At 39.6% G+C, this 14,488-nt stretch carries 14 protein-coding genes; 12 read left to right on the top strand and 2 right to left on the bottom strand.

The annotated features are described in order from the left end of the window. Positions 1-12: 12 nt before the first annotated feature. The 12 genes from BBI08_RS14485 to BBI08_RS14430 all read left to right on the top strand — a co-directional run bounded on the left by BBI08_RS14485 (position 13) and on the right by BBI08_RS14430 (position 12,022). Entirely contained in the window at positions 13-378 is a 366-nt protein-coding gene (locus BBI08_RS14485) for a rhodanese-like domain-containing protein (protein WP_008498440.1), read from the top strand. A gap of 165 nt (positions 379-543) precedes the next feature. Continuing rightward, positions 544-1,788 carry a dicarboxylate/amino acid:cation symporter gene (locus BBI08_RS14480; protein WP_065528259.1) on the top strand — a complete coding sequence of 415 codons (1,245 nt, stop codon included), beginning with the start codon at positions 544-546 and terminating at the stop codon, positions 1,786-1,788. A gap of 153 nt (positions 1,789-1,941) precedes the next feature. Continuing rightward, complete coding sequence (locus BBI08_RS14475) at positions 1,942-2,925, top strand: LacI family DNA-binding transcriptional regulator (protein ID WP_065528258.1); 984 nt, start codon at positions 1,942-1,944, stop codon at positions 2,923-2,925. Further along, positions 2,922-3,803, top strand: coding sequence for a ribokinase (gene rbsK / locus BBI08_RS14470; protein ID WP_008498442.1), 882 nt, complete (start codon positions 2,922-2,924; stop codon positions 3,801-3,803). Before BBI08_RS14475 ends, rbsK begins: the two co-directional genes overlap by 4 nt. After that, complete coding sequence (rbsD, locus tag BBI08_RS14465; protein WP_065528257.1) at positions 3,800-4,186, top strand: D-ribose pyranase; 387 nt, start codon at positions 3,800-3,802, stop codon at positions 4,184-4,186. Before rbsK ends, rbsD begins: the two co-directional genes overlap by 4 nt. A 17-nt stretch (positions 4,187-4,203) precedes the next feature. After that, entirely contained in the window at positions 4,204-5,706 is a 1,503-nt protein-coding gene (locus BBI08_RS14460) for a sugar ABC transporter ATP-binding protein (protein ID WP_065528256.1), read from the top strand. Then, positions 5,687-6,631 carry an ABC transporter permease subunit gene (locus BBI08_RS14455; protein WP_008498443.1) on the top strand — a complete coding sequence of 315 codons (945 nt, stop codon included), beginning with the start codon at positions 5,687-5,689 and terminating at the stop codon, positions 6,629-6,631. The genes BBI08_RS14460 and BBI08_RS14455 overlap by 20 nt, the downstream gene beginning before the upstream one ends. A 13-nt stretch (positions 6,632-6,644) precedes the next feature. Next, the gene (gene rbsB / locus BBI08_RS14450) at positions 6,645-7,568 is read left to right on the top strand and encodes a ribose ABC transporter substrate-binding protein RbsB (RefSeq protein ID WP_008498444.1); all 924 of its coding nucleotides are present in this window, start codon (positions 6,645-6,647) and stop codon (positions 7,566-7,568) included. 165 nt (positions 7,569-7,733) lie between these two features. Further along, positions 7,734-8,006 carry a hypothetical protein gene (locus BBI08_RS14445; protein WP_008498445.1) on the top strand — a complete coding sequence of 91 codons (273 nt, stop codon included), beginning with the start codon at positions 7,734-7,736 and terminating at the stop codon, positions 8,004-8,006. A 706-nt stretch (positions 8,007-8,712) separates the two neighbouring features. Next, a complete protein-coding gene (gene dacB, locus BBI08_RS14440; RefSeq protein WP_008498446.1) occupies positions 8,713-10,203 on the top strand; it encodes a D-alanyl-D-alanine carboxypeptidase/D-alanyl-D-alanine endopeptidase in 1,491 nt (496 codons plus the stop codon). A gap of 142 nt (positions 10,204-10,345) precedes the next feature. Further along, positions 10,346-11,068, top strand: coding sequence for a gamma-glutamyl-gamma-aminobutyrate hydrolase family protein (locus BBI08_RS14435; protein ID WP_008498447.1), 723 nt, complete (start codon positions 10,346-10,348; stop codon positions 11,066-11,068). After that, entirely contained in the window at positions 11,069-12,022 is a 954-nt protein-coding gene (locus BBI08_RS14430; protein WP_008498448.1) for a dipeptidase, read from the top strand. A gap of 78 nt (positions 12,023-12,100) precedes the next feature. Here BBI08_RS14430 and BBI08_RS14425 read toward each other — a convergent pair whose 3' ends face one another. Together BBI08_RS14425 and BBI08_RS14420 are read right to left on the bottom strand one after the other, a co-directional pair. After that, positions 12,101-12,997 carry a YihY/virulence factor BrkB family protein gene (locus BBI08_RS14425; RefSeq protein ID WP_008498449.1) on the bottom strand — a complete coding sequence of 299 codons (897 nt, stop codon included), beginning with the start codon at positions 12,995-12,997 and terminating at the stop codon, positions 12,101-12,103. 148 nt (positions 12,998-13,145) lie between these two features. Continuing rightward, on the bottom strand, positions 13,146-14,435 hold the full coding sequence (locus tag BBI08_RS14420; protein ID WP_008498450.1) for a hemolysin family protein: 1,290 nt from the start codon (positions 14,433-14,435) through the stop codon (positions 13,146-13,148). Between the last annotated feature and the right edge of the window lie 53 nt (positions 14,436-14,488).

Below are 14,488 nucleotides of genomic sequence, written 5' to 3'. Positions count from 1 at the left end.
AGGAGAAATGAAATGATAGCAAGCACTATGCTGATTGGACTGCCTGTTTCTATAGCAGTCTACAGCGTTTATAAAAGACATATTCCAGTCCTTGGCTTAAAACAGGCACAGCCTAATGAGATTGATAGTGAATCATATACGCTACTCGATGTCCGAGCTTATAATGTATCTGACAAAGAACTAGTTTCTGAGGCCTTTAATTTACCAATTTCTTATTTTACTAGAGGTTATAAAGAAATCCCTAAAAAACCAATTCACTTAATTGCAGAAAATCAAGTTGAAAAAAACTTAGCAACGCGACTGCTTCACCAAAAAGGATTCAAAGTTTCGAGCTATAGTTTAATGGGGAAAAGCAAGATGCAAACGGCATGTTGTTAAGTTGAAACCTGTGTAAATGTACCCTCATTTACACAGGTTTTTTGTATGTTAAAATAATATTGAAACTTCCGAAAACCATTAATTCTGACAATTGAATAAAAGTTGTAAAAAAGGCATGCTTTCCTATAAAATAGTTTTACGTCTAGAAATGAAAGAGGGAAATGAATGAAAAAACCTGGATTAACTGTAAAAGTATTATCTGGACTTGTCCTCGGTGCAATTATAGGATTGTTGATAAATCTATTAATACCTGAATGGTTTAATGAATTAAATACATATTTATTTGTGCCACTAGGCCAAGTATTTTTAGGTTTGATAAATATGCTCGTTGTACCACTTGTGTTGTTTTCAATTATTCTTGGAACTGCGGGTCTTGGTGATCCTGCGAAATTAGGACGAATTGGGATCAAAACCGTAAGTTATTTTTTACTAACAACTACTATTGCTATAGTAATTGGGTTATCATTGGCAGCTGTTATACAGCCTGGACTCGCAGGCGATTTTGACTTATCAGGTGCAGAATTTGAAGCAGAAACAGCACCTTCTGTAGGTGATACCTTATTAAATATGATTCCGAAAAATCCGATTGAGGCTTTAAGCGCAGGCAATATGCTTCAAATCATCTTCTTTGCCGTCTTCATTGGATTAGCATTAACGGCGCTAGGTGAAAAAACCAAAGGACTTGTTCATTTATTTGAACAAGGTAACGATGTCATGATGTATTTAGTGGGCGTTGTTATGAAGTTTGCTCCTTATGGTACGTTTGGTTTGATTGCAACCGCTGTCGGGTCTCAAGGGCTATCAGCAATGAAAGCGATGGGCTCGTATATGTTGGTTATTGTAGCAGCTCTTTTAATCCATGCGGTGATCACGTATGGAGGAACGATTAAGTTTTTAGCTAAGAAAAGTCCCGTATGGTTTTTCAAAAACTTTGCTCCTGCTATGAGTGTTGGCTTTAGTACATCGAGTAGTACCGCGACGTTGCCGATTTCGATGGAAGTGGCACAAGATAAATTAGGTGTACCAAAGTCGGTCAGTTCATTTGTTCAACCTCTTGGTGCTACGATTAATATGGACGGAACAGCAATTATGCAAGGTGTTGCTACGATGTTTATTGCCCAGGCATATGGCGTCGAACTGTCAACGATGGACCTTATAACAGTTGTTCTGACAGCTGTTCTAGCGAGTATTGGTACAGCAGGTGTTCCAGGAGTGGGACTGATTATGCTCGCTATGGTATTAAGCAGTGTAGGTCTTCCCCCAGCTGGAATTGGTCTAGTCATCGGAATTGACCGTTTGTTAGATATGACTCGAACAGCTATCAATATATCAGGAGATGCTGCATGTGCAGTTTTTGTAGCAGAGACTGAAAAAAACAGAGATTTACGAATGAAAAACATGAATGGATAATCCACAAAATCCTCGCAACTCTGCGAGGATTTTTTTCTTTTTCATGAAGAAGATTTCTGTTAAATGGGAAATCTTCACATTGACAAGAAATAGAGAGCATTATATAGTGTGTGTAACCGGTTACACATCGAGACAGAAACGGAGTCGTTTTGCATGACCACTATTAAGGATGTAGCAAAAAAAGCAGGTGTTTCAGTAGCTACAGTTTCTAGATTCTTAAATGACAGCGGATATGTTAGTGCAGAGGCGGCTAAAGCAGTAACTGCTGCAGTAGAAGAACTGGAATATGAGTTAAATCCTATTGCGCGTTCGTTGAATACGAAAAAATCCAATTTAATTGGCTTAATCCTACCTGATATCACCAATCCTTTTTTTCCGGAACTCGCGCGAGCAGTTGAAGATGTTGCTTTAACATATGGCTATACTGTTGTTTTATGTAACTCAGATGAAAATCCAGAAAAAGAGAAAAATTATATTGAAACTTTAAAGAAAAAATACATTGCCGGTTTTATCGTCACGTCCAATCAATTAGATGCTCCTCATTACGCCAATGCCAATGTGCCGATTGTGGCACTTGACCGAGCAATCAATGAGAAGATTCCAACTGTTTCTTCTAATAATAAAGAAGGAGCCATCATGGGAACGAATGCGTTACTAGAAAGAGGATGCCGACACATTCTTTTCCTAAGGGGTCCAGCAGAATTGAATCCAGCGAATGATCGTTATGAAGGATTTATGGAAGCGATTCAACAGTCAAATGTGAAATACCAAGTGGTAACTTGTCCCTTCCATTTTACTGATTCACAAAAAATTGTTGAGCGAGTTTTAAAAGGAAATCCGCAAATTGATGGGATTTTTGCTAGCAGTGACGTATCGGCAGCCGGTGCGTTAAAAGCGGCAAGCTTACTTGGAATACATATACCAAATGACTTGCAGATTATTGGTTTCGATGGCGTAGCAATGGGCGAAATGTTATCGCCTGGATTAACTACTATTGCACAAGATGTTTATAAAATGGGCGCAATTGCGACGCGTGTTTTGATTAAGCGCATTGAAAATGAAACGATTGAACAAAATTTTTATGAAGTTCCCGTGAAATTAATCGTTCGTGGAACAACAAGGAGCGTGGTGGAATGATTACAGTAGTTGGCAGTATTAATATGGATTTAGTTGTTAAAACCGATAACTTCCCAAAACAAGGTGAAACAACGTTAGGCAATCTGTATACGACAGTGCCAGGAGGTAAAGGAGCTAACCAAGCTGTTGCAGTGGCTAGATTAGGAAGCGCTGTTCAAATGATTGGAGCAGTTGGGCAAGATGCCTTTGGGAACGAACTTTTAGCAGGCTTAAAAAGCGAAGGCGTTTTAATCGAACAGGTCAAAAGAACCGATGGTACAAGCGGAATTGCCAACATTCTTTTATCAGAAGGTGATAATCGGATTATTGTAGTGCCAGGAGCCAATCATAGCGTGACGACGGGAGAAATAGACGCGTTAGCTGATCAACTAGTAGCAAGTGAGCTAGTCGTGATGCAATTAGAAATGCCAATTTCAGTAGTACAACGGACTTTAGAAATTTGCCATGAAAGCGGAGTACCAAGCATTTTAAATCCAGCACCGGCAAGTGGATTCACTGCTGAGATGCTGCCTTTTTGTACATATTTAACACCTAACGAGACAGAAGCGGAAGAAATATTCGGCAAGAATTGGGAAAAAGCTTTAGAAAAGTATCCAAATCGACTTGTCGTAACTCTTGGTCAAAAAGGTGCACAATTTTATGATGGAGAAAAGCATGTTCTAGTTGCGGGTTTTCCTGCAAAAGCAGTGGATACAACTGGCGCAGGAGATACGTTTAACGGAGCATTAGCGACAGCTTTAGTAGAAGGAAAAGAATTTGAATGGGCTGTGCGTTTTGCTAATGCGGCTGCTTCATTATCTGTTGAGAAGTTTGGCGCACAAGGCGGTATGCCGAAGCGTTCAACTGTTTTAGAGCGAATGGCAGGTGCCCGTATATGAAAAAGCATGGCATGATCAATCGTGACATTGCGTCAGCCTTGGCGCAATATGGTCATACAGATTTACTCGTTATAGCTGACTGTGGTTTGCCAATTCCAACAGGTATCCCTTGTGTTGACTTATCTTATAAAGTAGGAGAACCTGCTTTTTTGACAATACTAGATTCAGTTCTTACAGACTTCGAGGCAGAAGCGGCGTTTATTGCGGAGGAAATAACAAACGGAAATCCTCTTGTAGAGCAAGAAATAATGAAAAAAATAAAAGCTGAATTTATTACCCACGAAAAACTAAAAGATTTAAGCAAACAAGCGAAATTGATCATCCGTACAGGAGAAGCGACACCATACGCTAATATTGTTCTTCGTTCTGGCGTTATTTTTTAAAAAGGCAGGTGAATTTAATGATAAAAATGGTGGATATCTCCAAATCGTTCAGTGGCAATAAAGTCTTGAAAAATGTCCATTTTACGTTGGAAAAAGGCGAAATTCATGCCTTGATGGGTGAAAATGGCGCAGGCAAGTCGACATTGATGAAAATCATGTCGGGCATATATACACGAGATTCAGGCACCATCGAAGTAAAAGGCAAAAAAGTCAATTTCACTTCTCCAAAACAAGCAGAAAAAGCAGGCATTGCGGTCATTCATCAGGAGTTGAACATACTGCCTCATCTATCGATTTCAGACAATCTGTTTCTTGGTCGTGAAGAAACATTCGGTCGGACAGGCATACTGAAAAACAAGCAAATGGAAAAAAAGACGCGTCAAATCCTACTCGATTTGGGATTGGATATTAATCCGACAGATCCCGCTAGTTCCTTGTCAGTCGGTAAACAACAAATTGTCGAAATTGCTAAAGCGTTATCGGTGGACGCAGAAGTCATTATTATGGATGAACCCACTGCCGCGCTGACAGATCGTGAAATTGATAATTTGTTTAAGACCATACGTGCACTTCAAAAACGTGGAGTTTCCTTTATCTACATATCACACAGGATGGAAGAAATTTTCTCATTATGTGATCGCATCACGATTTTGCGTGATGGCGAATTTGTAGGTGAACGGAAAATCAGTGAAACTTCTTTTGATGAAGTGGTTCAAATGATGGTTGGTCGTGAACTTGGTGAACGCTATCCTGAACGCAATTCAACAATTGGTGACATTAAACTCGCAGTTAAAGACTTAAATCGTACAGGGTGTTTTGAAGGAGTTTCATTTGAACTTCGAAAAGGTGAAGTTTTGTCAATTGCGGGGCTAATGGGAGCAGGACGCACTGAAGTGGCGCAATCGCTTTTCGGGTATAAAAAACTTGATGGCGGAACCATTGAATTTGATGGCAAAAAAGTCAATATCGATACGCCGAAAAAAGCAAAAGAAATGGGCATAGGTTATGTTACAGAAGACCGCAAATCAGAAGGGCTCGTTGTCGACTTTTCAGTAGAAGAAAACGTCAGCATGACCAATTATGCAGCTATATCAAAAAATGGTCTGATTTCTAAAGATAAAGAACGAAAACTTTACGACACGATGGTTCAACGTCTCGGAATTCGCACATCAGGACCTGATCAAGCAGCGAAATCTTTGAGTGGTGGGAATCAGCAAAAAGTGGTTATCGCGAAATGGCTCGGTATTGAGCCGGAATTGCTCATTTTGGATGAGCCTACACGCGGTGTCGATGTTGGAGCAAAAAAAGAAATTTATTCGATTATTAATGAACTAGCTGAAAGAGGCGTAGCCATCTTGATGATTTCTTCGGAGCTGCCAGAAGTTCTTGGTATGGCTGATCGCGTTTTAGTGATGCACGAAGGGAAAATAACAGCAGACATACCAAAACATGAAATGACACAAGAACGAATTATGCATTTTGCTACAGGAGGTGGAAAACTTGCAGTTGAAGACCAGTAATCAATCCGTACTTCAAAAAATAGCACCATTTATCGGTTTATTTCTTATTATGTCAATTATCACGATTTTAAATCCAGATTTCATATCTGTCTCCAACTTAATGAACGTACTTCGGCAAGTATCCATTAATGCGTTGATTGCTTTCGGAATGACTTTCGTCATTTTGACAGGTGGTATTGATTTATCAGTAGGTTCAACTTTAGCGTTAACAGGTGCTGTAACGGCAGGGCTAATGGCCAGTGGCGTAGACCCAATTTTTGCTATGCTACTTGGACTATTGCTTGGAGCAGTTCTCGGAGCGGTTAACGGAATCATTATCGCAAAAGGAAAAGTGGCACCATTTATCGCAACATTAGCGACAATGACCATTTACCGTGGACTGACACTCGTTTATACGGATGGACGACCTATTTCAGGATTAGGCGATAGCTTAACTTTCCAAATGCTTGGCAAAGGTTATTTTCTTGGAATTCCGATTCCCGTTGTCACAATGATTATTAGTTTCGCGATTTTGTATTTCATTTTGAAAAAGACGACTTTTGGCCGCCGTGTTTACGCAGTAGGCGGCAATGAAGAAGCGTCAATCTTGTCAGGAATCAATGCAGACCGTATCAAAATTTATGTTTACTCGTTGCTTGGTTTATTGGCAGCAGTGGCTTCACTAATTTTGACATCGCGTTTGAATTCAGCACAACCAACTGCTGGAGAAATGTTTGAACTTGATGCAATCGCTGCGGTTGTGCTTGGCGGTACAAGTTTGACAGGTGGTCGTGGATGGATTGTAGGCACATTGATTGGTGCCTTAATCATTGGAGTACTGAATAATGGATTAAACTTAATTGGGGTTACTTCCTTCTTCCAACAAGTGGTGAAGGGTGCAGTCATATTATTAGCGGTTCTTCTGGACCGTAAAAAAACAGCATAAGGGGTGCAGGAAAATGAAAAAATTGCAATTGGGGTTCATGTTATTGGTAATGATGATTTTGGCAGCTTGTTCAATGGATGCTCCAGGATCAAGTACTGAAGAGGAAAGTGGCGACGGCGGCGAAGCAAACGGAGATTACACAATTGGATTTTCAATCTCGACTTTGAATAACCCGTTTTTCGTAACATTGAATGAAGGTGCTGAAGCAAAAGCGAAAGAATTAGGCGCAACATTAACAGTTGTAGATGCACAAGACAATGCTTCAAAACAAGCAAGTGATGTAGAGGATTTGATCCAACAAGGTGTAGATCTAATTATGATCAACCCAGTTGATTCTGAAGCAGTTGCGGCAGCAGTAGAATCTGCAAACGCAGCAAACATTCCAGTTATTACGGTTGACCGTAGTGCTGCAGGTGGCGAAGTTGTTTCTCATATCGCTTCAGATAATGTTGCAGGTGGCGAAATGGCAGCAGAGCACTTAATTTCTATTGTTGGCGATGGCGCTAAAGTTGCAGAACTTGAAGGCGTTCCGGGATCTTCAGCAGCACGTGAACGTGGCGAAGGCTTTAATAATGTAGCAGATGGCACGTTGGATGTTGTTGCAAAACAAACAGCAAACTTTAACCGTGCAGAAGGCTTATCTGTTATGGAGAACCTTCTTCAAGCTAACCCTGATATAACAGGAGTATTTGCTCATAATGATGAAATGGCATTAGGTGCGATTGAAGCGATTGAAGCTTCTGGAAAAGATATTGCAGTAGTAGGATTTGACGCAACAAATGATGCAGTTAAAGCGGTAGAAGAAGGCCGTCTTGATGGTACTGTTGCACAAAAACCTGCAATGATTGGTGAAATGGCTGTAGAAACAGCTGTTCAGTCACTTGATGGCGAGGAAGTTGAAGCATCAATTCCGGTTGAATTGGAATTGATCAAATAATAGTTTTAAATACCTAAACTGTAGATTCACTCGAATTGTTTGAGTGAATCTACATTTTTTTTTGAAAAAAGACGGAACTGAAAAGGTGTTAGTTACGTTTCGAATGAACACTTGGTTAACAAATATCTGTTATAATATGGTCAAAACTTGGAGTAGGGGGCCAGTATGATGAAGGATATCTGGGTGATAAAGTATGGTGATCACACAATTCGTGTTGTTAATACATGGACCAATGAAAAGTTGTTTGTGGACGGCGTTTTACAAGACGAACAAGTAGGCTTGCATTTGACTTCCCGGTTGTTTGGAAAAGTGAAAAACAAAGACGGTGAATATGAAGAGATCAAAGTATCGATCGGCTCTGGTTTTTGTAAAATAGAATGCCGTATTTTTGTAGGAGATCGGTTACTCTATACAACAAAACAGCAAATGAGCGGATGAATTAAAGTTGTAAAAGACCATTGGAAAAGCAGTAGAAACTTTTTGTTTCTACTGCTCAGACTGTAGACAAAGTCTATTGAAAATGTATAGTTGTGTATAACCACAACCGTTCCAGCCACTGTGCTTTCCATGGGCTCAGCTTCAGCCTCCTCGTCACTTGCGTTCCTGCGGGGTCTTCAGCTTTCGCTGTCCCATAGGAGTCTTCGTGGCCAGAACGGTTGTTAGCATATAGCTCAAATTAGAGAGAGTAACCAGCGAATCTATTTTTCAAGAGGATTAATGAATAATCACACAAGGATCCGGAGCATAATGCGGCGACTCCTGCGGAAAAACGGAGTGATGAGACCCCGCAGGAGCTTGCGACGAGGAGGCTCAGCGCTTCGTCCGCGGAAAGCGTCCGCATGGAGCGAAGGATCCAGTATATAGGATAATATGAATATTTATTCGTTAACTAACATAATAATTTTTTTGTCTACGACCTGAGCAGTAAAAACTTTTTGTTTCTACTGCTTTTTTTTGTGGGAAAGAATAGGTGGATTGTTCTATTAATAGAATCAAAGGATAAATTGAGGTGTTTTTTAATAGAGAATATACCTGAGTCGGAAATGGATGACTATGTGTAAAGATCTATTTATTTAATTAACTGATAATTTAAGTGGGTACTGTGTTACATTATTTAACATATTATGGGACAGGAGATGTTGTTATGACGAGGAAAAACATGATGAAAAGTTTTGTGGCTTTATTGTTGGCAACAGTAATAATGGTTTATCTCACAGATCATGAAAATAAAGCAGGTGCAGACGGTGAATATGCACCTTTAGTTAGCGAAATCAATGAAATTTTACATGATGATCGACTAGATGGTGCGTTAATAGGAGTTAGTATTAGAAAAGCAGATACCGCTGAACAAATTTACGATCATTTCGGAGACACTCGATTAATTCCGGCTTCGAATATGAAGCTTTTTACTGCTGCAGCTGCTTTTGAAACTTTAGGGGAAGATTATCGTTTCACTACGGAAATACATACGGATGGAACTTTAAAAGGGGAAATGCTTAAAGGGAATCTTTATTTGAAAGGAAAAGGAGATCCAACACTGCTACAAGAAGATTTTGAAAATTTTGCACGTGAACTCAAAAGCCAAGGAATCCAAAAGATTAAAGGCGACTTGATCGGCGATGATACTTGGTATGATAAGGTTCGTTTGTCTGAAGATATTACGTGGCAAGACGAAGTTTATTATTACGGAGCTCAAGTATCTGCATTAACTGCATCACCGAATGACGATTATGATGCAGGGTCTCTTATCGTCGAAGTAAATGCAGGAGGGGCGGTTGGTGAAGAACCAAAAGTGTCACTATCACCTCAGACAGATTATGTAACAATTATAAATAAGGCAAAAACAGTCTCAGCCGATCAGGCAAAGACGGTTTCAATTAGCCGTGAGCATGGAACCAACCAAATTATTATTGAAGGGAATATTCCGGTAGATGGTTCGCGTAAAAGAGAATGGATTGCTGTTGACGAACCTTCAGGCTATGCACTGGATTTGTTTGAGAATGCTTTATTAGCAGAAGGAATCGATTGGTCTGGGAAGTATACAGTGAAAATGGGGGAAACTCCTGCAAACAGCACATTACTATTAGAGCATCAATCAATGACACTGGCAGAATTATCGATTCCCTTTATGAAGCTTAGCAATAATGGGCACGGCGAAGTGCTAGTTAAAGAAATGGGGCGCATAGTCGAAGGACAAGGAAGTTGGGGAGCAGGACTTAAAGTGATGGAGAATGTAGCTGGAACACTTGGTGTTGATACGAATACCATCTTGCTTCGCGACGGTTCGGGAATGTCTCATGTCAATTTAATGCCAACAAACGAAATAACGCAATTATTGTACGGAATTCAAACAAAAGAGTGGTTTAACAGCTATAATAATGCGCTACCCGTTGCAGGAAACGTAGAGCGTTTTGTTGGAGGTACTTTACGCAATCGCATGAAAGAAACTGCAGCGCAACAAAATGTAAAAGCAAAAACAGGCACTTTGACTGCAGTATCTGCATTATCTGGATACGTAACAACTAAAGACGAAGAGCCAATAATTTTCTCTATTGTGATCAATAATGATTTAACTTCAGTTACAGCAATCGAGGATGCAATTGCTACAGCAATCGCAGAATATAGCAGAGAATAATCATGAAAAATGGGAAGCTCACACGCTTTCCATTTTTTTATTAAATTCATATTTGGTAAAGTTCTTGTATTTGCTAGTATTATACCCTAAAAGTCTGTATGTTTATTATATTCAGTTTTTTAAAATCAGGAGGTATACATAGATGAAACCAATTATTGGTGTGACTGCGTCTTTAGAATTGGGGCGTGACGACTACGGCATTGAACTTGCCGATACAGAAGCGATACTTGCAGCAGGAGGTTTACCGGTCATGCTGCCTCATTTAGTTGAAGAAGCTGATTTAGATGAAATTGCTGAACATATTGATGGACTATTTTTAGCTGGGGGCTATGATATCGATCCAACTTTATTCGGTGAAGAACCCCATCCAAACCTTGGGGTGATTATTCCATCGCGTGATGCATTTGAATTAGCTTTAGTGAAAAAAGTATTAGCAATGGATAAACCCATTTTAGGTGTATGTCGTGGAGCACAGATTTTGAATATTGCTGTGGGTGGCGATATGTATCAAGATATTACGACGCAAGTAAAAGGTGATTTGCTCCAACATCAACAAAAAGCACCAAAATTCCACGGTTCGCATTTTGTTGATGTAACAGAAGGTTCACTACTAAACCGATTGACTGGGCAAACGCGCATAAAAGTAAATAGCCGTCACCACCAAGCCAATCGATTAGTACCTGCGCCATTTGTCATTAGTGGTAAAGCGAGTGATGGGATTGTAGAAGCAGTGGAGAGCATGCACCATCATTTTGTATTAGGTGTGCAATGGCATCCCGAAAATATGGCAAGAGCCTCCGATTCAGCATCGATCCAAATTTTTTCCGGTTTTGTAGAGGCGTGCAAAGAAGAGGGAGATGAATAGATGAAGATTTTTGACACACATTGTGACGCGCTGCTAAAGCTACAGATGGCAAAGCGCAATGCATTATTTCATGGAGAATTATTAAATTTTCAGCAGTCAAAAGAATTGGATACCAATTTTGAACGTTTGCAAGCTGGTGGCGTGAAAGTGCAATTTTTCGCTATTTTTATTCACCCTGAATTTCCATCTGATGAAAAATGGCAACATGCTCTTGAGCAAATAGACTTGTTCTACAGTGAAATACTCGGGAACAACCCATTGATGAAACATATAAAAAACTGGAAAGATATTGATTCACTAAAGCCTGATGAAATTGGCGCAGTTTTAACACTAGAAGGCGCGGATGCATTCGGCAATGACTTGATGAAGTTACGTCAGCTTTATCGCTTAGGAGTGCTGTCAATCGGATTAACGTGGAATAATGCCAACCTTTGCGCAGATGGTGTTGGAGATCCAAGAGATGCTGGGTTAACCCTGCTCGGAAAAGAAGTAGTGCGCCTTAACAACGAACATCATGTCTTCACAGACGTTTCTCATTTGTCGATAAACGGATTTTGGGATGTGATGGAATTGGCAAAATTCCCAATCGCTAGCCATTCCAACGCGCGTGCACTTTGCGATCATCCACGCAATCTGAATGACCAGCAAATAAAGGCAATGTTCGAAAAAAGCGGAATGATAGATGTTGTGTTTTGTCCAGATTTTATCAACAAAGATAGTGAACAAGCGACAATACCGGACTTGATCCGTCATATTGATCATTTCTGTGCACTAGGAGGAGTGAATAATATTGGTATTGGATCAGATTTTGACGGTATTTCTTCATATATTACAGATCTCAACAATGCATCGGAATTTCCAAATTTGATCAATGAATTGCAGAAACATTATTCAGAAGCAGAAGTAGAAGGCTTTGCATATCGTAACTTTTTGGAGCATCGGCCGGGAATGTGAATATCAATAATTTCCTCATCTCAAAATTAATAACAAGACTAAAAAGACCCTTCATCACATTGATGAAGGGTCTTTTGCTTAATACTTATTCATAGAGGATTCTGTATTCTTACCTTTAATATCGCTATTTGCGAGCGCATCAGAAGATGCATTCTTTTTCGCAGTTCTGCGTCTGTCTAAAATCGCGTTTATTTCCGCGCCAATTACCAAGATTAAACCTGTTAAGAAGAACCACAACATCAATACGATAAGGCCACCTAAACTACCGTACGTAGCAGAATAGCTACCAAAGTTAGAAACGTAAATTGAGAAACCAAATGATACAGCTTGCCATAAGACTGTGGCGATTACTGCGCCGATAAGTACTTCTTTAAACGGGAAATGCTTGTTGGGAGCGAACTTGTACATAAGGGCAAGAACGATACTCATCACTGCAACAGAAATGATCCAACGTAAAAGTTGAAAAATGATTTCAGTTTGCTCTGGAAGGTCTAATGTCGATTTGATAATGTCGATAATCGTCCCACCGAATATGGGTAAAACAAGTGCGATAATAACAGCTACAAGCATACCTAGTGTTAAGCCAATTGCGGTTGCTTTTAATTTAATAAAAGAACGCGTTTCTTCAATACCGTAAGCTTGGTTGGTAGCGTTGATAAATGCTGTTAAGGCATTAGAAGCAGACCAAAGTGTACCGAGAATACCAAATGTCAACAAACCGCCTGATGGGGTAGTGACCACACTGACAATGGTGTCTTGGAATGTATTAGCTACTTCTCCTGGGAGAATACTGCGGATAAATTCGATTGCTTTAGCTGGGTCAATTTGAAGATAAGGCAAAATAGACAGCAGCAAAATCAATAAAGGAACGATAGCTAATAAATAATAATAAGCTTGTGCTGCAGCAAGGGTTGTTGCATTATCTTTTTTGAATTCATTGCCAAGTTCTTTGACGAATCCCATTGCTTTACTCATATGATAACCTCCATAAAAATTAATTTATCTATTTTTGTATGCCCTATTAAGTAGCAGGTTAATCCTGAAATAAATAGATAAATTGTAACAAGATATATTGAATAGTTTTTGTTAAACAAAAAGAATGTCCGATTAACGGACATTCTTCTTAATGTGTTTTTGGTAATATGTCACAAGCGACTTTTAAGATATGGTGATTTTCCATTTCAACGATCGACCATTGGCATCCTTCTTTTACAAAAAGGTCACCCGTTTCAGCTTCAATAAGCTGATGTTGGATCCAACCAGCAATCGTATCAATATCTTCGCTGTCTTCAAAGCTAAAATCGAAACGTTCTTCCAGATCTTTTAAAAGGACGCGACCATTTAAAAGATAGCGTGTGTCGCTTTCCTTTATAATTTCTTCATCTTCGTCTTCATCAAATTCATCACGAATTTCTCCAACAATTTCCTCTAATATATCTTCCATTGTAATCAAACCTGAAGTTCCACCGTATTCATCGATCACGAGTGCGATATGCGTACGATCTTTTTGCATTCTCACTAGAGCGTTTTGAAGTGGAGTCGTTTCATGAAAATAAGGTAAGGAATGTACAAGTTCTGACATATCAAATTGGCCATTTACAGCATAATGCGTCAATACTTCTTTCGCATTGATAAATCCAATAAGGTCATCTTTATCGCCATCTCTGGCGATAGGATAACGCGTAAAGCGATGGTCACGGATTTCAGAAAGAAGTTCTTCATTCGATAAATCATCGGCAAAGGCAATCATTTGAGTTCGTGGAATCATGACATTTTTTGCACTGCGTTCATCAAAAGCAAAAATGTTCTGCATGTAAGACAACTCAGTTTGATTGATTTCTCCACTTTGGAAGCTTTGTGCCATGATGATTTTTAGTTCTTCTTCTGAATGGGCTTGGTCTTCTTTAGCAGGTTCAATTCCGAAAATCCGCAAAAGTACACGAGCAGAGCCATTTAATATGAAGATAAACGGATACATAACTTTGCCAAACCAATACAAGAAAGGAGACAGAAAGAGTATCATCCGTTCAGTAAATTGAAGTGCCAATGATTTTGGTGCCATTTCCCCTATGACAACGTGTAAGAAAGTCACTAATGAGAAAGCTAAAACAAATGAAATGATGGTTGAGGCGGAAGAAGGAACATCGAGCATTTCAAACAAAGGATAAAAAAGACGTTCAACTGTCGGTTTTCCTAACCAGCCTAAGCCGAGAGCAGTAACCGTGATACCGAGTTGACAGGCTGATAGATAATAATCCAGGTCACTGGTGATTTTTTTAACCAGTACAGCTCTTTTATTTCCTTCATCGATTAATTGGTCGATGCGCGACATCCGGACTTTAACGACGGCAAATTCCGAGCCGACGAAAACAGCCGTTAACGCGATTAATAAGACGAGCAAAGCTAAATTCAATATAAGTATGGGGTCCAATAAATTCCCTTGTTAAGGGATTCACCTCCGAAAGT

The sequence above is a fragment of the Planococcus halocryophilus genome (genome assembly GCF_001687585.2).
GTDB classification, from domain to species: Bacteria; Bacillota; Bacilli; order Bacillales_A; family Planococcaceae; genus Planococcus; species Planococcus halocryophilus.
This window is presented reverse-complemented; position numbering and strand designations above follow the sequence as displayed.

Bases quoted from the DNA above. Each gene is read 5' to 3' on its own strand.
- BBI08_RS14485 (WP_008498440.1), top strand. From the start codon at position 13: ATGATAGCAAGCACTATGCTGATTGGACTGCCTGTTTCTATAGCAGTC.
- BBI08_RS14460 (WP_065528256.1), top strand. From the start codon at position 4,204: ATGATAAAAATGGTGGATATCTCCAAATCGTTCAGTGGCAATAAAGTC.
- rbsB (WP_008498444.1), top strand. From the start codon at position 6,645: ATGAAAAAATTGCAATTGGGGTTCATGTTATTGGTAATGATGATTTTG.
- rbsD (WP_065528257.1), top strand. From the start codon at position 3,800: ATGAAAAAGCATGGCATGATCAATCGTGACATTGCGTCAGCCTTGGCG.
- rbsK (WP_008498442.1), top strand. From the start codon at position 2,922: ATGATTACAGTAGTTGGCAGTATTAATATGGATTTAGTTGTTAAAACC.
- BBI08_RS14445 (WP_008498445.1), top strand. From the start codon at position 7,734: ATGATGAAGGATATCTGGGTGATAAAGTATGGTGATCACACAATTCGT.
- BBI08_RS14430 (WP_008498448.1), top strand. From the start codon at position 11,069: ATGAAGATTTTTGACACACATTGTGACGCGCTGCTAAAGCTACAGATG.
- dacB (WP_008498446.1), top strand. From the start codon at position 8,713: ATGACGAGGAAAAACATGATGAAAAGTTTTGTGGCTTTATTGTTGGCA.
- BBI08_RS14425 (WP_008498449.1), bottom strand. From the start codon at position 12,997: ATGAGTAAAGCAATGGGATTCGTCAAAGAACTTGGCAATGAATTCAAA.
- BBI08_RS14475 (WP_065528258.1), top strand. From the start codon at position 1,942: ATGACCACTATTAAGGATGTAGCAAAAAAAGCAGGTGTTTCAGTAGCT.
- BBI08_RS14480 (WP_065528259.1), top strand. From the start codon at position 544: ATGAAAAAACCTGGATTAACTGTAAAAGTATTATCTGGACTTGTCCTC.
- BBI08_RS14435 (WP_008498447.1), top strand. From the start codon at position 10,346: ATGAAACCAATTATTGGTGTGACTGCGTCTTTAGAATTGGGGCGTGAC.